The 21,175-nt window shown below is 62.8% G+C and carries 15 protein-coding genes; 12 read left to right on the top strand and 3 right to left on the bottom strand.

Going from position 1 to position 21,175, the window contains the following annotated elements; genetic code table 11:
• Positions 1-62: 62 nt before the first annotated feature.
• The gene (locus J1G34_RS14120; RefSeq protein ID WP_222994221.1) at positions 63-1,670 is read right to left on the bottom strand and encodes an alkaline phosphatase family protein; all 1,608 of its coding nucleotides are present in this window, start codon (positions 1,668-1,670) and stop codon (positions 63-65) included.
• A 183-nt stretch (positions 1,671-1,853) separates the two neighbouring features.
• Positions 1,854-2,798 (bottom strand): LysR family transcriptional regulator, encoded by a 945-nt coding sequence (locus tag J1G34_RS14115; protein WP_222994220.1) that lies wholly within the window; start codon positions 2,796-2,798, stop codon positions 1,854-1,856.
• A gap of 155 nt (positions 2,799-2,953) precedes the next feature.
• Between J1G34_RS14115 and J1G34_RS14110 the strand changes: the two genes are divergently transcribed.
• Positions 2,954-5,278, top strand: coding sequence for a TonB-dependent receptor (locus J1G34_RS14110; RefSeq protein WP_222994219.1), 2,325 nt, complete (start codon positions 2,954-2,956; stop codon positions 5,276-5,278).
• Here J1G34_RS14110 and J1G34_RS14105 read toward each other — a convergent pair.
• On the bottom strand, positions 5,249-6,436 hold the full coding sequence (locus tag J1G34_RS14105) for a CynX/NimT family MFS transporter (protein WP_222994218.1): 1,188 nt from the start codon (positions 6,434-6,436) through the stop codon (positions 5,249-5,251). The genes J1G34_RS14110 and J1G34_RS14105 overlap by 30 nt on opposite strands.
• A 102-nt stretch (positions 6,437-6,538) precedes the next feature.
• On the opposite strand from J1G34_RS14105, the gene J1G34_RS14100 reads away from it, so the two are divergent.
• From J1G34_RS14100 to J1G34_RS14050, 11 genes are all read left to right on the top strand, one after another.
• On the top strand, positions 6,539-7,405 hold the full coding sequence (locus tag J1G34_RS14100; RefSeq protein WP_222994217.1) for a LysR family transcriptional regulator: 867 nt from the start codon (positions 6,539-6,541) through the stop codon (positions 7,403-7,405).
• Positions 7,406-7,628: 223 nt separating this feature from the next.
• Positions 7,629-8,435 carry an energy transducer TonB gene (locus J1G34_RS14095; protein WP_122561794.1) on the top strand — a complete coding sequence of 269 codons (807 nt, stop codon included), beginning with the start codon at positions 7,629-7,631 and terminating at the stop codon, positions 8,433-8,435.
• 28 nt (positions 8,436-8,463) lie between these two features.
• Positions 8,464-9,183 carry a MotA/TolQ/ExbB proton channel family protein gene (locus J1G34_RS14090; protein WP_065893821.1) on the top strand — a complete coding sequence of 240 codons (720 nt, stop codon included), beginning with the start codon at positions 8,464-8,466 and terminating at the stop codon, positions 9,181-9,183.
• A gap of 1 nt (position 9,184) precedes the next feature.
• Complete coding sequence (locus tag J1G34_RS14085) at positions 9,185-9,586, top strand: ExbD/TolR family protein (RefSeq protein ID WP_065893820.1); 402 nt, start codon at positions 9,185-9,187, stop codon at positions 9,584-9,586.
• Positions 9,587-10,233: 647 nt separating this feature from the next.
• Positions 10,234-10,815 (top strand): alpha/beta hydrolase, encoded by a 582-nt coding sequence (locus J1G34_RS14080; protein ID WP_065896591.1) that lies wholly within the window; start codon positions 10,234-10,236, stop codon positions 10,813-10,815.
• 47 nt (positions 10,816-10,862) lie between these two features.
• Complete coding sequence (locus tag J1G34_RS14075; RefSeq protein WP_065893818.1) at positions 10,863-11,789, top strand: sigma 54-interacting transcriptional regulator; 927 nt, start codon at positions 10,863-10,865, stop codon at positions 11,787-11,789.
• A gap of 106 nt (positions 11,790-11,895) precedes the next feature.
• Positions 11,896-12,678, top strand: a complete 783-nt coding sequence (locus tag J1G34_RS14070) for a MetQ/NlpA family ABC transporter substrate-binding protein (protein ID WP_065893817.1) — start codon at positions 11,896-11,898, stop codon at positions 12,676-12,678.
• Positions 12,679-13,373: 695 nt separating this feature from the next.
• Positions 13,374-14,456, top strand: coding sequence for an efflux RND transporter periplasmic adaptor subunit (locus J1G34_RS14065; protein WP_222994216.1), 1,083 nt, complete (start codon positions 13,374-13,376; stop codon positions 14,454-14,456).
• Positions 14,453-15,523, top strand: coding sequence for an efflux RND transporter periplasmic adaptor subunit (locus J1G34_RS14060; protein ID WP_065893811.1), 1,071 nt, complete (start codon positions 14,453-14,455; stop codon positions 15,521-15,523). The genes J1G34_RS14065 and J1G34_RS14060 overlap by 4 nt, the downstream gene beginning before the upstream one ends.
• Positions 15,520-18,585, top strand: a complete 3,066-nt coding sequence (locus J1G34_RS14055; RefSeq protein ID WP_065893810.1) for an efflux RND transporter permease subunit — start codon at positions 15,520-15,522, stop codon at positions 18,583-18,585. Before J1G34_RS14060 ends, J1G34_RS14055 begins: the two co-directional genes overlap by 4 nt.
• Before the next feature lie 147 nt (positions 18,586-18,732).
• Entirely contained in the window at positions 18,733-20,934 is a 2,202-nt protein-coding gene (locus J1G34_RS14050) for a glycoside hydrolase (RefSeq protein WP_222994215.1), read from the top strand.
• The last annotated feature ends 241 nt before the right edge of the window (positions 20,935-21,175 follow it).

Below are 21,175 nucleotides of genomic sequence, written 5' to 3'. Positions count from 1 at the left end.
CTTTCAGTAGCTGACACACCGCCATCGGGGGCAAGCCCCCTCCCACAGTGATTTGCATCGTTCTACCAGACGCCAATCTGCACCACCTTCTCCGCCTCCGGCTCACCGTAGCGAAACCATTGGCCACGCACTTCGATCTCGGTGTGGCTGATGGTGGTTCGCCGCTTCAACCCGCGCAGCCAGTCGAACAGATAACCCACATGCACCTCGCGCACGTCGGCATAGGCCGGGTCGGCGCCCAGGTCGTGTACTTCCTGCGGGTCGTTGTGCAGGTCGAACAGCTGCGGGCGGAAGCCGTCATAGGCCAGGTATTTCCAGCGCTCGCTGCGCACCATGGTCATGCGGCAACGGTCGATCGGCTGGCCCAGACGCTCGCGGGCGGGGGCCTGGAAGGCGTAGTCGTACTCGGCAATCGCATAGTCACGCCAAGGCGTCGGGTCACCGTGCAGCAGCGGGATCAGCGAGCGGCCTTCCAGGCGGTGCTCGGCGGCAGGCAGGCCCAGGGCGTCGAGGAAGGTTGGCAGCGCGTCGATGGTCTCTACCAGGCGCGCGTCCACCGAGCCACGGCTGATATCGGCACTGGTACGCGGGTCGCGCACGATCAGGGGAATGCCCACGGCAGGTTCGAGCAGGAATTCCTTTTCACCGAGGAAGTGGTCGCCGAGGAAGTCGCCGTGGTCGCTGGTGAACACAATCAGCGTGTCATCCCAGCGCCCGTTGCTTTGCAGGAAATCGAACAGCCGCCCGAGCTGGTCGTCGATCTGTTTGATCAGCCCCATGTAGGTTGGAATCACCGTGAGCCGCACCTCGTCGCGGGAGAAGTTCAGGCTCTCCTGGTGTTGACGAAACGCCTGGTACACCGGGTGATCGCTGGTGTGCGCCGGTTGAATCGGCGCCTGGATATGCTCGGCGCCATACAGCGCGTGGTACGGCGCCGGGGCGATATAGGGCCAGTGCGGCTTGATATAGGACAGGTGCAGGCACCAGGGTTGTTCGGCCTGCTCCTGGATAAAGTCGATGGCGCGGTCGGTGGTGTAGACGGTTTCCGAGTGCTGCTCGGCAACCCGCGCCGGCAACCCGGCGTTGCGCATGTGCCAGCCGCTGAGCACTTCGCCGTTTTCACCTTGCGCGGCATTGGCCCATTCATGCCACGGGTTGCTGCCGCTGTAGCCCTGCTCGCGCAGGTAATGGGTGTAGGGCGCGGACTCGCGTTTGTCCTCGAACAGCGGGCTGTCGGGGTAGATGCCGTCGTGACGGAAATAAGTGTCGAAGCCCACTTCGTTCAGCACCTCGGCCTGGGCGCTTTCGGGGTCGATATTCAGCCGCTGCAGGGCATCCAGGTTTGGCGTGGCGTGGGTCTTGCCCACCAGCGCGGTGCGGATGCCGTGGGGGCGCAGGTAGTCGCCAATGGTCAGCTCTTCCAGGGGCAGCGGTACGGCATTCCACGCCACCTGATGGCTGCTGACATAGCGCCCGGTGTAGGCCGACATCCGCGACGGGCCGCAGATGGTGCCCTGGGTGTAGGCGCGGCTGAAACGCACGCCGGCTGCGGCGAGGCGGTCGATGTTCGGGGTGTGCAAATGGGTGTGGCCGTAGCACGACAGGTAATCGCGGCGCAGTTGGTCGCACATGATGTAGAGCACGTTGCGTACGGGTTGGGGTTGGGACATGCAGGCTCACCGGATGGAAGATAGGTGAGGTTTTTTCGCTGTTTGGGTGGGGCGCTGGCAAGTGCATTTGGGGACTGGGTTTCATGCAGTGAATGCATGGGTGTTGCCATCGGGGGCAAGCCCCCTCCCACACTTGAAATGCATTCCAGATGTGGGAGGGGGCTTGCCCCCGATGGCGTCGGTTCAGACCGCGATATTCTCAAGCGTATAACTATCTTCATCCCGCTCATCGACTTCCTTGATCTGCTCAATCATCGCCTCCGCCAACGGCGACAATCGATACCCCGCACGGCTGACAATCCCGTAGCGGGTGTAACGCTCCTCCAGATTTTCATCCAGCCCCGCGATTTTCAAACACACCAACTCGCCCCGGGCCATGTGCAGCATGTCGCTGTTGGCGCTGACGATGCCGATGGCGTCCGAGCGCAGTACCACGCCCAGCAGGCTGTAGCCGTTTTCGCATTCGACGTTGGGCTGGTAATCCGGTCGGCCGCTGAGGTCGACGATGACTTTGCGCAGGTTCGGCGGGCGGATGGTCACGGCCAGCGGGTAGCTCATCAGTTCGGCGGGGCTGACGCTGTCGTGGGTGGCGAGGGGGTGCCCGATGCGGCAGCAGAAATACCAGCGGCGTGAGCGCAGGCGGTGGGTGTGGTAGTCGGGGTTGGCTTCGAAGTGGCGGGTGTCGGCGACGAAAAACTCGAACTCTTCACTGAGCAGGCGTTTGCTCAGGCTTTCCCAGTCGTCCACCTGGAACTGTACGCGTGCCTTGGGGTAGCGCCCGATAAAACTGCCGATGGCGCGGGGGATCAAGCCACCGGCCGGCGCCGGGCCGCAACCGAAGCGCAACTCGCCGGCCTCCAGGCCGTTGAACTGGCTGATCTCATTGGCCAGTTGCTGCGCGCCGCTGACCAGGCGCCGGGCGTGTTCGAGCAGCACCTGGCCTTGTTTGGTCGGCGCCAGGTCTTTGCGCCCACGGTCGACCAACTGGCAGCCGGTGCTGTGTTCCAGCGCCTGGATGCTGCGGCTGAAGGCCGATTGCGACAGGTTCACCGTCAACGCCGCCGCGACGAAACTGCGTTGTTCGGCGAGGGCGATGAAGTGGCGAAGTTGGCGCAGGTCGATATGCATTTTTCACATCAAAAATATCCGGGAAATGCATTGGCTATGCATTAGGTCGACTCCTTATAAAGGCTATCTCTTATGCAGTAAATGTTCTTAAAACCATAAATAAATAACCTTAAGGAATATGCCTTGCTGGATATTCCTGGGTTCCGGAGCCGCCCATGAGTCTGTTCAAGCCCGTTGTACCCTTCAAGCGCCTGCCCCTGGCGATGCTGCTGGCGGGCAGTGCCAGTTGGACCCCCAGTCATGCTGCCGAGCCGGCTCCGGCAGGCGAGAGCGCCAGTGGCCAGTTGGAAACCGTCACGGTCACCGCGCGGCGGCGCACCGAAAGCGCCCAGGCGGTACCGACGCCCATGAGCGTGGTCGGCGGCCAGGCGCTGGAGAGCCAGCGGGTGTATCGGATTCAGGACCTGCAGCAGCTGGTGCCCAGCGTCAACGTCGCCTATATGCATGCGCGCCAGTCCAGTGTGTCGATTCGCGGCCTGGGCAACAACCCGGCCAGCGACGGCCTGGAGGGCAGCGTGGGGTTGTATATCGACAACGTCTACCTCGGGCGCCCCGGCATGGCGGTGTTCGACCTGATGGACATCGAGCAGCTTGAGGTATTGCGCGGCCCGCAAGGCACCCTGTTCGGCAAGAACACCACGGCGGGGGTGATCAATATCAGCACCCGCGCGCCGAGTTTCACCCCGGAGCGCAGCATCGAAACCTCGTTGGGCGAGGACGGTTATTTCCAGACCAAGGGCACGATTTCCGGGCCGCTTACCGATGAATTGGCCGGGCGTTTTTCGGCCTATCGCACGCGCAGCGACGGCGACATCAAGAATGAACATGACGGGCACGACCTCAATGGCGGTTCGCGCCAGGGCTTTCGCGGGCAACTGCTGTACAAGCCCAATGAGGCCTTCAACCTGCGCTGGATCGGCGACTACAACGAGGAGGATTCCAGCGCCGGTACACGTGTGCTCTACAGCACCGGGCCGACCATCAACGGCACCAACCTCTATCAGTCCCGGGCCAACGCCGCGGGTGCGACCCTGGTTGATGGCACCCACCGCAAGGTCAACCTGGACAACGACCAGCACGTCACCGTGTTTCAGGGCGGCACCTCGCTGGAGGCCAATTGGACCTTGCCGAGCGATTTCACCCTGACGTCGGTCAGTGCCTATCGCTGGTGGAATTTCACCCCGCGCAACGATGACGGTCTTAACGTGCCGGCCTCGTATAACGCCGGCGTATCGGTGGAGGACAAGCAGTGGTCCCAGGAATTTCGCCTGGCTTCACCCCAGGGCGGGTTTTTCGATTACGTGCTCGGCGCCTACTACTTCGGCTCTGACCTGGATAACAAGTCCTTCGCCTATTACGGCCCCCAGGCGGATATCTGGAACGGCACGCCGAGCGGCGCGTTGAGCAACGTGAGCAGCATCGGCAACGGGCATATCCGCACCGACAGTTTTGCGCTGTTCGCCCAAGGCACCTGGCACCTGACCGAACGCTTGGATTTCACCGCCGGCCTGCGCGGCACCTACGAAGAAAAAAGTGCCTGGGTGACACGCAATGCCCCGTTGGGCGGCGCTGCGGTAGCCGGCGCTGCTGCCACGGCGCGGCGCGGGCGTACCGGGGCGTATGACTCGGGTGACCTGACGCAATACAGCGCCACCCCGTCGGGGCTGCTCAACCTCAGTTACCACTTCAATGACAACCTGCTGGGCTACGCCACGCTGTCCCACGGCGAGAAGTCCGGCGGCGTCAACCTGGCGGTGGGCTCGGCGCCGACGGCGGGGGCCGACTCGCTGTTGATCGGCACCGAGCGCGCCAACAACGCCGAGTTGGGTTTCAAGAGCACGTTGTGGGATCGCCGCCTGCAACTCAACGCCAACCTGTTCTGGACCCAGGTCAATGGCTACCAGACCAACGCCTACGACCAGGACAACCGTGTGCAGTACCTCACCAACGCCGGCTCCGTGCGCTCGCGGGGGGTGGAAGTGGAAAGTACGCTGGTGCCGATCAAGGGCCTGACGCTGAACCTCAACGGCTCCTTCAACGACGTCAGTTACCTGTCTTACAAGGACGCGCCATGCCCGCCGGAAGTCAGCCTGCGCCCCGGCGCACCGACGTCCTGCGACCTCACCGGCCACCAGGTGGTGGGCGCGTCGAAATGGATCGCCAACGCCAACGGCGAGTACAAGTGGAACCTGGATAACGGCTTTGAACCCTACGTCACCGCCAGTTATGCCTTCCGCTCCAAGGCGGTGGGCACCGTGGAAGATTCCGACTACGGGCAGATCCCGGCCTATGCGCTGGTCAACCTCTCCACCGGCCTGCGCGGCAATTACCAACAGGGCCAGTGGGACGTGTCGCTGTGGCTGAAAAACGCTTTCGACAAAACCTACTACACCACCCTGTGGACCGGCGGCAACGGCGGATACGAAGGCCTGCTGGGCGCCCCGCGTACCCTAGGCGTGACCGGGCGCTACGACTTCTAGCCCGGTGCGGTAGGTGGCCGGGCTGAACACCCGCGTCACCAGCAGCATGGCCAGCACGGTCAGTGTCAGCACGATCCAGGCGCTGACAAAGTTGCCGGTCAGTTCGCGCAGCCAACCGGTCAGCCAGGGCGAAACGGCGTTGATCAAAAAGCCCACGCCCTGGACGAAGGCGGCCAGTTGCCCGGCCTGGCGTGGGTCGCGGTGATGGTCGAGGGTCAGCAGCAGGCTCAGGGCGAAGCACGCGCCCAGGCCGAAGCCGCACAGGGCCACCCACACGTGGGGAAAGGCCTGCGGCGCGATGATAAGGCCGAGGTAACCGAGGGTTTGCGCGACCAGGCTGATGCCCAGCAGCGGGCGGCGGTCGATGCCGCGTTGTGCCAGCACCGGCATCAGCAGCGCGGCGATCACCTGGAAAATGGTCATGAACGCCAGCAGCGAGCCGCTGGGCAGCACGCCCCACCCCAGTTGCTGATAGTAGGCAGGCAGCCAGGCCACCATGCTCATGTAGCCGCAGTTGACCAGGCCGAAATACAGCGCGAGCAACCACGCGCGACGGTTGCGCAGCCCCTTGAAGGCGGGCGCCACGTGTGGACTCCTGGCGGCGCCCAGCGGCAGCCACGTCCATAGCAACAAGGCAGCGAGCGCCGGCAACAGCCACACACCCAACCCGGCCTGCCACTGCTGGAAGTGCGTCGCCACCACCGGGCTGAGCAACGCCGCCAGGCCGCCGCCGGCCATCAGTGAGGCCGAATACACGCCCATCGCCACCGGTACGCGCTGATGAAACTCGCGCTTGATCATCGCCGGCACCAGCGCCTGGATCAGCGCCACGCCCGCACCACCGAGCAACGCGGTGACCAGCAGCGCCGACGCCTGACCCATCAGCCAGCGCGCCAGGCACGCCAGCAGAATCATCACCAGGCCCAGGGCGATACCGCGCCGTTCACCGAGCCGCGCTTCCACGCGCACGCCCACCAGCGCCACCAGGCCCATGCAGATGACCGGCAGGCTGGTCAGCAGGGCGCTGCTCTGGAAGCTCAGGCCGGTGGCCTGGCGAATTTCGCCGAGCAACGGGCTGATTGAACTGAGGATCGGCCGCAGGTTGAGGCCGAGCACTACCAGCAGGCTCCAGCCTGCAAAGGACTTATTGAGGGTCATGCAGCGCCTGTGCACCCGGTAAATGTGGCGTGAGTATGGCCAGCGCCCCGGGTATTCTGAAATTAAATATAACCATGCCAACCAGTGGCAAAGAGAATGATCATGTTCGATCCCGTATTACTGCGCAGCTTTGTCGCTGTGGTCGATTGCGGCAACTTCACCCGCGCTGCCGAGCGCCTGCACTTGACCCAATCCACCGTCAGCCAGCAGATCCGCCGCCTGGAAGATGCCGTGGCGTGCCAGTTGCTGGACCGCGATCAACGCCGTGTCGTCGCCACTGCCGAAGGCGAGCGCTTGCTGGGCTATGCGCGACGCATCCTGGCGCTGCATGAAGAGGCCGCCGATGTGTTGATCAACCAGCAAAGCGACAGCGTGTTGCGCCTGGGTGTGCCGGAGGATTTCGCGGCGCAGCGGTTGATGCCGTTGCTCTCGGCGTTTGTGCTGGCCTATCCACGGGTGCGCCTGGAGGTCACCAGCGGGCTGGGCCCCGAGCTGCAGCGCCAATACCGCAGCGGTGAGTTCGACGTGTTGCTGGTCAAGCAGATGGGCAGCAGCGATGACTGCCTGGCCTCGTGGCCCGAGCCGCTGTGCTGGGTGGACAGCCGCAGCACGCCGTGCCTGGGACGCGACCCGTTGCCGCTGGTGGCGTTTCCCGTGGGCGGCCTGTACCGCAATGAAATGCTGCACCACCTTGAAGTGGGCGGCTGGCGCTGGCGTATCGGCTATTCCAGCGCGAGCCTGGCCAGCGTGTGTTCGGCCGTGGCGGCGGGGTTGGGCGTGAGTCTGTTGCCGCTGCGGGTGGTGCAGGCCGGGCATGTGGTGCTGGGCGCAGAGAGCGGTTTGCCCGTGGTGCAAGGCGTGCGCCTGGCGTTGTATGCCCGCAGCGGCCTGAGCGCGGCAGGGCAGTGCTTACAGGCTGAACTGTTCGATTTGTGCGCCAACGGCCCCGTTGGGCCATGCCTCTACTGAATATTTTGCATGCCTGAAACGCATTGAAAAATGCCACCTCTGCGCCAGGCCGCGCAGACCGTGGCTTTGGCGTATGAGTCAGTTTTATTTATTCAAATTAGGCATAAGCATAACTTTAAAGATTACTTTAAGAGATAAGCACCCAGCCCGATGATTCAACCCTGGACGGCCTGCCACGCAGGCCCGTCGGTTTTTAGGTTTGAAAATCGTAGGGAGTGAATCAATGGGCAATGTCCAGACCGCCGCCCGTGCCACTGAGGCGCAAGGGCGCCTGGCACCGAGCGGTGAGTTGGTCGACCTTGGCCGGCCGCACCGCGCGCCGTTGGGGCAGTTGCGTCTGCAGCAGACCCCCAAGCGGTTTTCCAGCCGGCGCGAAGGCGTTCTGTTGGGCTTGTTGGTGCTGGCCTTGCACGGCGCGGTGATCTATTGGGTGAGCCAGAAGCCCACCCCGGTGCTGCCGGTGGTGCCGCCGGAAATCCCGCCGATGACCATCGAGTTTTCCCGGCCGGCGCCGCCGGTGGTTGCACCGCCGCCGCCAGTGCCGCCGCCGCCTCCCGTGGTCGAGCCACCGCCGCCGGTAGTGGATGAGTTGGCCGCCAAGCCGGCGCCGCCAAAACCGCTGGTCAAGCCCAAGCCAAAGCCTGTGCCCAAACCTGAGCCCAAGCCGGCACCCAAGGCCGTCGAACAACCGCCCGCGCCACCTGTACCGGCGCCCCCGGCACCGGTTGCACCACCAGCGCCGGCACCGGTAACGCCCGCTTCGGCCAACGCCGCGTACTTGAAAAATCCGGCGCCGGAATACCCGTCACTGGCTCAGCGGCGGGGTTGGGAAGGCACCGTGTTGCTGCGGGTACACGTATTGGCCAGCGGCAAACCCGGTGAGATCCAGCTGCAGAAAAGCAGCGGTCGCCAGCAACTCGATGACGCCGCATTGGCCGCCGTGAAGCGTTGGAGCTTCGTGCCGGCCAAGCAGGGTGAAGTGGCCCAGGACGGCTGGGTCAGCGTACCGATCGATTTCAAGATTCATTAATTATTCAGCGGCACAGAGGGAAAACATCATGGCTTTGGCATCTCCACTTGAATCCATCGAAAGCGCGGTGATCTGGTTGCTGGTGGTCTTTTCAGTCGCCACCTGGGGCTTGGCATTGTTGAAGGGCGTGCAGTTCGGGCGTCTCAAGGCCCAGGATCGCAAGTTTCACAAACAGTTCTGGGCCGCATCGAGCCTCGACGCCGCCGCCGAGTTGGCCGACACCCAACCGGGTGCGGCTGCACGGGTGGCTCGGGCCGGGTATGCCGCGATCCAGGTTGGCGATACGCAGCACGCGGCTGACCTGAGCCAGGCCATCAATCACCAGGACCGCCTCGAGCGGGCCTTGCGCCAGCAGATCGTGCGTGAGCGCCGTTCCCTGGAAACCGGCTTGGCGGTGGTCGCCAGTATCGGCAGTACCTCGCCGTTTATCGGCCTGTTCGGTACCGTGTGGGGCATCATGGAGGCGCTCAAGGGCATCAGCGCCGCCGGTTCAGCCAGTCTGGAAACCGTAGCGGGGCCCATCGGTGCGGCACTGGTCGCGACGGGGGTGGGGATTGCCGTCGCGGTACCGGCGGTGCTGGTCTACAACTATTTCCTGCGCCGCCTGAAGCTGACGGCTGCCGACCTTGACGACTTTGCCCACGACTTCTACAGCCTGGCGCAAAAAAACGCCTTCCGCGTGCTGCTGCATCCGGCGCTGAACAAAGCCAGCGTCGGCAACCCGCAGAAAGTGAAGGAGGCGTCCTGAGATGGCCTTTTCCACGCAAGACAGTGATGAGGTGCTGAGCGAGATCAACGTCACGCCGCTGGTGGATGTGATGCTGGTGCTGCTGGTGGTGTTTATCGTCACGGCGCCGCTGCTGACCAACTCGATCCCGATCAACCTGCCCAAGACCGAGGCCGTGGCCCCGGTCGAGCAGAAAGACCCGTTGGTGGTGAGCATCGACGGTGCCGGCAAGCTGTTTATCAATAAGGACGAAATCCAGCCGGACCTGCTGGAATTCAACCTGCAGGCGGCCAAGGCCAAGGACCCCGATGTGCGGGTGCAACTGCAGGCTGACGATGGAGTGAACTACGGCGAAGTGGCGCGAGCCATGGCGTCTATCGAGCGCGCGGGGATTACCAAGCTGTCGGTGATAACCGCTCGTTAGTTGCACAACAGCCTCGACGATTTTTGGGCCGTTTCCTTGGCAGGGTGCGGCCTTTTTTTATGTATGGCCGATGAGGTAAATGTGGGAGGGGCGGTGCGACGATTCGACTTGCCCCCGATGGCGGCCTCTGGGCCGACCACGATGTTGAATTGGGTTGAGTACATATCCGTTTCTGCGGTAACGGCCACTTAGGGTTCCGCCCTGACGGCGGCTCACTTTTGAAAAGCGCAAAAGTAAGCAAAACGCTCTTGCCCCACCACTCGGCACCTCGCTTAGGCTCGGTGTGCCCTCTCTCCGGCTTGAATCCGTGGGCCGCCGCAATGGGCCATCCATGGCCCAGTGCGGCTAACCCGGCGTCCTGCCGGGTTGCCCACGGATTCAAGCCTGCGTTCGGCCAGCGTGGTTTGACGGGGCGCCTGAGATCATAAGCAGATCAAGATCAAGAGCGACTCGCTTCGCATCGTGGTTACGGTTGGCGTTGCTGAGTTGTGTAGATACTTTGGCTATCGGGGGCAAGCCCCCTCCCACATTGACTGCATGCGGGATTGGGATTTTGGTTATTAATAAATAGCTTCTTATTCCTTAACGAATATAAACCGCGTCCCTATACTGGTCAGCAACGTTAAACGCTGCAGGAGGGCACACCCATGCACAGCGAGTCGATTCGTTACCTGATCGTGCCGGGCTGGCAAGGATCGCCAGAAGAACATTGGCAAAGTCACTGGCAGAACAGCCTGCCCAACAGTGCGCGCGTGGAGCAGGATGATTGGCTGACCCCGCGCCGCGCAGACTGGGTGGCCGCGCTGGCCGAGGCCATCGCCGCCGACAGCACGCCGGTGATCCTGATCGCCCATAGCCTGGGTTGCATCACCGTGGCGCACTGGGCGGCCACCGCGCCTGTGCAGTTCCTGCGCCAGGTACGCGGTGCCTTGCTGGTGGCGCCGGCGGATGTCGAACGTCCGGCCTGTGCCCCCGCCCTGCGCAACTTTGCGCCGATTCCTACCGACCTGTTGCCGTTTCCCAGCCAGGTGGTCAGCTCCGACAACGACAGTGCCGTCAGTGCGCCACGGGCGTTGGAGCTGGCGCGTCATTGGGGGGCTGAAGCCGGCATATTGTCGGGCGCCGGGCATATCAATGTGAAGTCCGGCCATCAGCGCTGGGAGCAGGGATTCGCCTACCTCTATCGCCTGCAAAGTCGCCTCGAGCATCACGCGCGACGCCGCGCATAAAATATTTCAACGCCCCGTCCCTTGAGTGGATGGGGCGGGAGCCCGCCATGAGTCTGCATGAAACCTACGGCCAGCCGTTGCTGACCTTCCCCGACGCCGAAAAAAGCCCGCTGAGCATCCGCGCCAAAGCGTTGGTGTTCGTCGATCCACGTTCGCGGCAGCTGCGCGAAGACCTGGAAAATCTGGCACCGCGTGCGTTGCCCGTGTTGATTCATGGCGAGACGGGGAGCGGCAAAGAGCTGCTGGCGCGGCATATCCACCGGGGCAGTGACCGCACGGGCCTGTTTGTGTCGGTCAACTGCGGTGCGATCAGCCCGACGTACGCCGACGCGGAATTGTTCGGCTATGCCGCCGGCAGCCACAGCGGCGCGGCGAGCAGCCGGGCCGGGTGGTTCGGTTCGGCCAATGGCGGCACCCTGTACCTGGATGAAATCGGCGATTTGCCGTTGCCGATTCAGGTCAAGTTACTCGCCGCCCTGGAAAACCACGAAGTCACCCGCGTCGGTGCCCAGCAGCCAAGCCCGGTGGACGTGCGCCTGGTGGCAGCCACCAGCATCGACCTGGCCCAGGCGGTGGCGGCGGGCAAGTTTCATGAGCGCCTGTTCCATTATTTGAGCGAAGGTCAATTGGACCTGCCGGCGCTGCGCGAGCGGGTCGGCGACATCCTGTCCCTGGCCGAATACTTCCTGGGCATCTACAGCCAGCGCCTGGACCTGCCGGTGCCGCTGATCAGCGACGCCGCCCAGCGCGTGCTGGAGCATCACAGCTGGCCGGGCAACACCCGTGAGCTGGAAAACGTCATTCACTTTGCGCTGTTGGTGAGCAGCGGCGATGAAATTCTGCCCGAGCATCTGAACTTGCCCAGCGCCGGCTCGCCGTTGGAGCAGGTGCAGCGGATTTTCGCGAGTGCCAGCCCTGCGGAACAGGAGACGCTGCGAACATTCCTGTATGAGCAAAATGGAATATCAACGTGAATAAAAGATATTGTTCGGGAATAAAAAATCTAGGTATTGTCCACTCCACGCCGCGATAGCACTTCGCTGGCACCTCACATGAAAACGGTCGTTAAAAGGACATTGCATGAAAAAGGTTCTGTTGTTTACCGCACTGGCGGCTGCCCTGACGGCCAGCTTCGCCCAGGCCAACGAGAAACTGGTGGTGGCCGCCACCCCGATCCCGCACGCCGAAATCCTCGAGCTGATCAAGCCAACCCTGGCCAAGGAAGGCGTGGACCTGCAGATCAAAGTCTTCACCGACTACGTACAGCCCAACGTGCAAGTGGCCGAGAAACGCCTGGACGCCAACTACTTCCAGACTCTGCCGTACCTGGAAAACTTCAACAAAGGTAAAGGCACCAACCTGGTGACCGTGGTCGGCGTACACGTCGAGCCCATCGGTGGATACTCGAAAAAAATCAAGAATATTTCCGAGCTCAAAGATGGCGCCACCGTGGCCATCCCGAACGAAGGCTCCAACAGTGGCCGCGCCCTGTTGCTGCTGCAGAAGAGCGGTCTGATCACCCTGAAAGACCCGACCAACGCGTTGTCCACGCCGAAGGACATCAAGGACAACCCGAAAAACCTCAAATTCAAGGAGCTGGAATCGGCTCTGCTGCCGCGCGTACTCGACCAGGTTGACCTGGACGTGATCAACACCAACTACGCGCTGGAAGCCGGCCTGAATCCGGCCAAGGACGCGCTGATTATCGAAGATGCCAAGTCGCCCTACGTGAACTTCCTGGTCGCTCGCCCGGACAACAAGGACAGCGACGCTATCCAGAAACTGTCCAAGGCGCTGACCAGCCCGGAAGTCAAAGCCTTCATCGAGAAGAAATACAGCGGCGCGGTCGTGCCGGCGTTCTGATGTAAGCCAAAACCCCCTTCAAGGTTTCAACGCCGGCGGCTATTACAGCGTCGGCGTTTTTTTTGTCCCTGAATTTTTAACGCAACCAAAACTGTGGGAGGGGGCTTGCCCCCGATGGCGGCCTCAGGGCCGACCAGGATGTTAGATTGGGTTGAGTACATATCCGTTTCTGCGGTAACGGCCACTTAGGGTTCCGCCCTGACGGCGGCTCACTTTTGAAAAGCGCAAAAGTAAGCAAAACGCTCTTGCCCCACCACTCGGCACCTCGCCTGGGCTCGGTGTGCCCTCTCTCCGGCTTGAATCCGTGGGCCGCCGCAATGGGCCATCCATGGCCCAGTGCGGCTAACCCGGCGTCCTGCCGGGTTACCCACGGATTCAAGCCTGCGTTCGGCCAGCGTGGTTTAACGGGGCGCCTGAAATCAAAAGCAGATCAAGAGCGACTCGCTTCGCATCGTGGTTACGGTTGAGCGCTACAGAGTTGTGTAGATACCTATGGCTATCGGGGGCAAGCCCCCTCCCACATTTGACTGTATTCACACGCCAGAACCTGTGAACCCAATTCAGTGTGGGAGGGGGCTTGCCCCCGATGGCGGCCTCCATTGGAGTATGGGATCCTCCATGCACATAAGGAACCCTGAACTAAGCTCACAGTCGCATAGACACTGGCAAGTCGGCATCACGCAAAAGGAGCCTGCATGGGCGGTCGCATTTCGGCATTTTTACTCGGATTTGGCTTACTGACGCTGCTTGGCGGTTGTGGTGAGGAAAAGACCGAGCCCAAAGCCCATTCCCGGGTGTTCGTGCAAACCGTGCAGCCTGCGGATTTCGCTGCGGCGGTCACGCTGACCGGCGATATCCAGGCGCGGGTGCAAACCGATTTGTCCTTTCGCGTGGGTGGCAAGATCATCCAGCGCATGGTCGATGTGGGCGACCGGGTGACGGCCAGGCAGGTGCTGGCCAAACTCGATCCCAAGGACCTGCAGACCAACGTCGACTCCGCCCAGGCCCAGGTCGTGGCCGAGCAGGCGCGGGTCAAGCAGACTGCCGCTGCCTTCGTGCGCCAGGAAAAACTCTTGCCCAAGGGCTACACCAGCCGCAGCGAATACGATTCCGCCCAGGCCGCGCTGCGCGGCAGCCAGAGCGCCCTGGCCGCCGCCCAGGCCCAGTTGGCCAACGCCCGTGAGCAACTCGGCTATACCGCGCTGATCGCCGACGCGCCGGGCATCATCACCGCGCGCCAGGCCGAAGTCGGCCAGGTGGTCCAGGCCACCATGCCGATCTTCAGCCTGGCCCGAGATGGCGAGCGTGATGCGGTGTTCAACGTCTATGAGTCCTTGCTGGTGGAACCACCGTCGGATGCGCCGATTACCGTCAGTCTGCTGGACAACCCGAGTATCAAGGCCGTGGGCAAGGTCCGCGAAGTCACCCCGGCCGTGGCCGCCAATACCGGCACCGTGCAGGTGAAAATCGCCCTGCAAAGCCTGCCCACTGGCATGGAGTTGGGCTCGGTGGTCAGCGCCACCGCCAATGGCCCGGCCAGGGCCAGCATCGAGTTGCCGTGGTCGGCCTTGACCAAGGACCTCAGTGAACCCGCCGTGTGGCTGGTGGACGGTGACGGCAAGGCGCAATTGCATAAAGTCACGGTGGCGCGTTACCTCACCGGCAAAGTGATCATCGGCGATGGCCTCAAAGGCGGCGAAAGAGTCGTGGTGGCCGGTGGGCAATTGCTGCACCCCGGCATGCCGGTTGAAATCGCCCAGCAAGGAGCCCAGCCATGAGGCAACTGACGGTAATTGTCGCCGCCAGCCTGTTGCTGATGGCCTGCTCCAAAGAAGAAGCGCCGCCCGAACCGGTGCGTCCGGTGTTGTCCATGGAGGTGAAGGCCGAAGACCAGGAAAACCTCGGTCGCTTTGCCGGCACCATTCAGGCGCGCTACGAAAGTAACCTGGGTTTCCGTGTCCCCGGGCGTATTGCGCGTCGCGCCGTGGACGTGGGCGCTGAGGTGGAGAAGGGCGCCCTGCTTGCAGTGCTCGACCCCACCGACCAGCAGAACCAATTGCGCGCCGCCCAGGGCGACCTGGCGCGCGTACAGGCGCAGTTCATCAATGCCCAGGCCAATGCCCGCCGCCAGCAGGAACTGTTCAACCGTGGCGTCGGTGCCCAGGCCCAGCTCGACGTGGCCCAGACTGACCTGAAAACCACCCAGGCCACCCTCGATCAGGCGCGCGCATCGGTCAACCAGGCCAAGGACCAGCTCAACTACGCCGAACTGCGCACCGACCACGCCGGCATCGTCACCGCCTGGAATGCCGAGGCCGGCCAGGTGGTCAGCGCCGGTCAGCAAGTGGTGACGCTTGCGCGCCCGGACGTCAAGGAAGCGGTGATCGACCTGCCCGCCGGGCTGGCCGAACGCTTGCCCGCAGATGTGGTGTTCCTCGTCGCCGGGCAACTGGACCCGAGCGTGCAGACCACCGCCATCGTGCGCGAGATCGAGCCTCAGGCCCAAAGCGCCACGCGTACCCGTCGCGCACGCCTGAGCCTGACCGAAACGCCCGCCGCGTTCCGCCTGGGTACCGCCATCAGCGTCACCTTGAGCAGCGCCATCGCGCCGCGTATCGAACTGCCCCTGAGCGCTCTGCAGGACGTCGACGGCAAGACCCGCATCTGGCTGCTCGACACCCAGAGCCAGACGGTGCAGCCGCGTGACGTCACGGTCGTCAGCCGGGATGCCGACAGCGCCGTGCTCAACGGCAGCGTCAAACCCGGTGAACGCATTGTCACCGCCGGTGTGAACAGCCTGAAACCCGGGCAAAAAGTCAAAATCGACGAGGACAGCCCGCGATGAAAGGGAGCTTCAACTTATCCGACTGGGCCCTCAAGCATCAGTCCTTCGTGTGGTACCTGATGTTCGTCGCGCTTTTGATGGGCGTGTTTTCGTACATGAACCTGGGGCGCGAGGAAGACCCCTCGTTCACCATCAAGACCATGGTGATCCAGACCCGCTGGCCGGGCGCGACCCAGGAAGAAACCCTCAAGCAGGTCACTGACCGCATCGAGAAAAAGCTCGAAGAACTCGACTCCCTCGACTACGTGAAGAGCTACACCCGGCCGGGCGAGTCCACGGTGTTCGTGTTCCTTAAGGACACCACCAGCGCCAAGGCCATCCCGGAGATCTGGTACCAGGTTCGCAAGAAGATCGACGATATTCGCGGCACCTTCCCCCAAGGCTTGCAGGGGCCGTCCTTCAACGACGAGTTCGGTGATGTGTTCGGTTCGGTATACGCCTTTACCGGCGACGGCCTGTCGATGCGCCAGCTGCGCGATTACGTGGAGCAGGTGCGCGCCGAGATCCGCTCGGTGCCGGGGCTGGGCAAGGTCGAGATGATCGGCCAGCAGGACGAAGTGATTTACCTGAATTTTTCCACGCGCAAACTGGCCGCGCTGGGCATCGATCAGCGCCAGGTGGTGCAAAGCCTGCAGTCGCAGAACGCGGTCACGCCCGCCGGGGTGATCGAGGCCGGGCCGGAGCGGATTTCAGTGCGCACCTCCGGGCAGTTCGCCTCGGAGAAGGACCTGGCCAACGTCAACCTGCGCCTCAATGACCGCTTCTATCGCCTGGCCGACATTGCCGAGATCAGCCGTGGCTACGTCGACCCGGCACGGCCGATGTTCCGTTTCAACGGCAAGCCGGCGATCGGCCTGGCGATTGCGATGCAGAAGGGCGGCAATATCCAGTCGTTCGGCAAGGCGCTGCACGGGCGCATGGATGAGCTGACCGCCGACCTGCCGGTGGGCGTCGGCGTGCACAAGGTGTCGGATCAGGCCGAAGTGGTGGAAGAGGCCGTCGGCGGCTTTACCAGTGCGCTGTTCGAAGCGGTGATCATCGTACTGGTGGTGAGCTTTATCAGCCTGGGCATGCGCGCCGGGCTGGTGGTGGCGTGCTCGATTCCGCTGGTGCTGGCGTTGGTGTTCGTGTTCATGGAATACAGCGGCATCACCATGCAGCGGGTGTCGTTGGGCGCCTTGATCATCGCCCTCGGCCTGCTGGTGGACGATGCGATGATCACCGTGGAGATGATGATCACACGCCTGGAAAAAGGCGAAACCAAGGAGCAGGCCGCGACCTACGCCTATACCTCCACGGCGTTTCCGATGCTTACCGGCACGCTGGTGACCGTGGCCGGTTTTGTGCCGATTGGTCTTAACGCCAGCTCGGCGGGCGAGTACACCTTTACGCTGTTCGCGGTGATCGCCGTGGCCATGCTGGTGTCGTGGGTCGTGGCAGTGCTGTTTGCGCCGGTGATCGGCGTGCATATCCTCAGCGCCAAGGTGAAGCCGCACGACGCCGAGCCGGGGCGCATCGGCCGCGCCTTCAATGGCGGCATGCTCTGGGCCATGCGCAACCGCTGGTGGGCCATCGGCATCACCGTGGCGCTGTTCGTGGCCTCGGTGTTTTCCATGCAGTTCGTGCAGAACCAGTTCTTCCCGTCGTCGGATCGCCCGGAAATCCTGGTTGACTTGAACCTGCCGCAGAACGCCTCGATCAACGAGACGCGCAAGGCGGTCGACCGCCTCGAAGCCATCATCAAGGACGACCCGGACATCGCGCGCTGGAGCACCTACATCGGCCAAGGCGCGATCCGTTTCTACCTGCCGCTGGACCAGCAGTTGGAGAACCCCTACTACGCGCAGTTGGTGATCGTCAGCAAAGGCCTGGAAGAACGCGGCGAGTTGATTACGCGTCTGCAGAAGCGCCTGCGCGATGATTTCGTCGGTATCGGCAGCTTCGTGCAGCCGCTGGAAATGGGCCCGCCGGTGGGCCGGCCGATCCAGTACCGCGTGTCCGGCAAGGACACCGACCAGGTGCGCAAGCACGCCATCGAACTGGCGACCTTGCTCGACCAGAACACCCACTTGGGCGAAATCATCTACGACTGGAACGAGCCGGGCAAAGTCTTGCGCATCGACATCGCCCAGGACAAGGCGCGGCAATTGGGGTTGTCGTCCGAAGACGTCGCGCAATTGATGAACAGCGTGGTCAGCGGCGCGTCGGTCACCCAGGTGCATGACGATATTTACCTGATCAATGTGGTCGGCCGTGCTGAAGACGCCGAGCGTGGTACGCCGGAAACCCTGCAGAACCTGCAGATCGTCACACCCAACGGCACCTCGATTCCGTTGCTGGCCTTCGCCACGGTGCGCTACGAACTGGAGCAACCGCTGGTGTGGCGTCGCGACCGCAAGCCGACGATTACCATCAAGGCCGCAGTGCGTGACGAGATGCAGCCGACCGACCTGGTCAAGCAACTGGCGCCGACTATCCAGAAGTTCAGCGACGGTTTGCCGGTGGGCTACAAAGTCGCCACCGGCGGTACCGTGGAAGAAAGCGGCAAGGCCCAGGGCCCGATCGCCAGCGTGGTGCCGTTGATGCTGTTCCTGATGGCGACCTTCCTGATGATCCAGTTGCACAGCGTGCAGAAGATGTTCCTGGTGGCCAGTGTCGCCCCGCTGGGTTTGATCGGCGTGGTGCTGGCGCTGATTCCCACGGGCACGCCCATGGGCTTCGTGGCGATCCTGGGCATCCTGGCGCTGATCGGCATCATCATCCGCAACTCGGTGATTCTGGTGACGCAGATTCATGAGTACGAAGTGGCCGGTTACACGCCGTGGGATGCGGTGGTGGAAGCCACCGAGCATCGGCGCCGGCCAATCCTGCTCACGGCTGCGGCCGCCAGCCTGGGCATGATTCCGATTGCCCGGGAAGTGTTCTGGGGGCCGATGGCCTACGCGATGATTGGCGGGATTATCATCGCCACGTTGCTGACGCTGTTGTTCCTGCCGGCCCTGTATGTGGCCTGGTACAAAATCCGCGAACCCAAGCAGGAATCTCAGGAACAACGCGGTTAAAAAAATGTAGGAGGGGGCTTGCCCCCTCCTACATTTGGATCTGCATCTTGTCAGGCTGTGGGAAGCTTCCGAAACCGCCGCTTGCCGCCCCGGCGAGCCTGAGCTTGTTCTACTCTTTCGGCCTTCTTCTTATCCAGGTCGATTCCCATGCAGTGCCTGCGTCCACTCCTTTTACTCTGCGCGCTTGTGCTTGCGCCGCCGACCTTCGCCACCAACGTGCTGGAAAATACCCAGTGGCGTATCGAACTCGATCCCGCCACCCTGGCGTTGCGCGTCACCCCCGCGGGCGAGGCTTCGGTACAAGCGTCCAGCGGTGTCGCCGCCCATGCGGTCAACGCGCTGCAAGCCGATGCCGAACAGGTCTCCTGGCAGTGGGACAACGGCGCGTATCGCCTGACGGCCCGGCTTGAACAGCGCGAATTGTCCCTGACGATCACTGCCCGTGCAGCGGGTAAGCTGGGCCTGCTGCGCCAGCCGGCCAGCGCCATGGGCCAGGGGCTGATCTGGCCGTTGGCCGAGGGGCATTACGTGCCTGCCGCTAATGCCGTGTGGAAAGATTTCCTGATCGGGTGGGGCGAGTTCAGTACCACCCAGGACCTCAGCCTGCCGTTATGGGGCGTGGATCATGGGCGCTTCACGTTCAACTGGCTGCTGACCAACCCCTATAACAATCGCCTCGAATGGCAGGCGGACGGCCAGGGTATGGCGCTGTCCGTGTCCCATGAATTTACCTCGCTCGAGCCTTCGACACCGATGACCCTGCGCTTGCATCTGGGCGAGGCCGACCCGTTGGCCGGCGCCAGGCGTTATCGTCAGTGGCTGGTCGAGCAGGGCCGTTACGAGTCACTGGCGGACAAGCTGCGGCAAACCCCCGAGGCGGTAAAATTGCTCGGCGCCAGTCACGTTTACCTGTGGGGCAACGACTTGCTCACGCTCGATGATGTACGTGATTGGCCCGCGTTGATCAAACGCCTGCGCACGCACGAGCTCAGTGAGCTGATGGGCAAGGAATCCGCACAGGTGCTCGCGCAGGCAGGCGCGTTGAATCGCTACGAGCAAACCGTGCTGTTGCGCGGCTTCAATGGGGCTATCAACAAGAAGGCCCGGCAGGCTTGGCAGGTGGCGGAACCCGACATGAATCGCCTTGCCGCTCGCTACGGCGAGTTGCGTCGCGAACTGGCCGTGGATTTCGCCGGCGCGTTGGCTGATCGCCCCGAAACCTGGGGCAATTCGAGCATCCAGGCCTTGCGCGACGCTGGGCTCAAGCGCTTGATGCTGACACTCGGCGAAGGCTGGGAAGGCGGCCTGTGGCATCCCGAAGCGATTCGCGCGGGGGTGGATGCCGGTTACCTGGTCGCCCCCTATGATTCCTATGGAACGGCGCTTTCGGCTACGGAAAATCCCGACTGGACCACGGCCCATCTGGGCGGCAAGGCCTACCGCGACTGCGCAATCATGTTGAAAGACGGCACGTTGAAAACCGGCTTCCAGCAGTCCGGTCACTACACCGATCCGCGCTGTGTGCGGCCTTTGCTGGAGGCACGGGTAAAGGCGGTGCAGGGCGCGGCGGGCTACAACGCCTGGTTCCTCGATGCCTACGCCACCAGCATGCTGTATGACAGTTACCGCGACGGTGCGCCGATGACCCAGGCGCAAAATGCCCAGGCCAATATCGACGCGTCGCGCTGGATCAACACCTCGCTCAAACTGCCCACAGGCTCCGAAGACGGCAACGCCATCACCGCCCAGGGCATCCTGTTTGCCCATGGCATGCAAACACCGGTGATCGGCTGGGGTGACCGGGAGATGACCCAGGACCTGCAGTCACCCAACTACGTCGGCAAGTGGTACCCGCCGGAGCAACCGGCCGTGTTCTTCAAGCGGGTGCCCTTGAAAGCGCCGCTGCGCACGGTGTATTTCGATCCGACGATGCGCCTGCCGCTGTATCAGGCGGTGTTCCACGGCTCGGTGATTACCACCCATCACTGGTTGTTCGACAGCCTGAAGTTAAGCAATGTGCAGGCGGAGAATGAGCTGGCCCAACTGCTCTACAACGTGCCGCCGCTGTATCACTTAAGTGCAGCAACGCTCAAGGAACGGCTGCCGGTGATTGAGCGCCAGGACCGGTTTTTCCGCCCGCTGCATGAGCGGTTGGCGACGCGGGCGATGACTGATTTTCGCTGGCTGACGGCGGACAAACTGCTCCAGCAAACGACGTTCGCCGATGGGACGCGGTTGGTGGCGAATTTTTCGGACGCGCAAAAAGACGGGTATGCCGCGCATAGTGTGACGGCGCTGGTGGAGGATGAAAAGCCGGTGGTGTATCAGGTGGATCAGCAGGGCCCTTAAGATCATCGGGGGCAAGCCCCCTCCCACATTTGGAATGCGTTCTCCTGTGGGAGGGGGCTTGCTCCCGATAGCCATAGGTATCTACACAACTCCGTAGCACCCACCGTAACCACGATGCGAAGCGAGCCGCTCTTGATCTGCTTTTGATCTCAGGCGCCCCGTTAAACCACGCTGGCCGAACGCAGGCTTGAATCCGTGGGTAACCCGGCAGGACGCCGGGTTAGCCGCACTGGGCCAGGGA

Source organism: Pseudomonas sp. Wu6, assembly GCF_019891515.1.
GTDB classification, from domain to species: domain Bacteria; phylum Pseudomonadota; class Gammaproteobacteria; order Pseudomonadales; family Pseudomonadaceae; genus Aquipseudomonas; species Aquipseudomonas orientalis_A.
The sequence above is the reverse complement of the archived record's forward strand: the minus strand, read 5'-3'. Positions and strand labels throughout refer to the sequence as shown.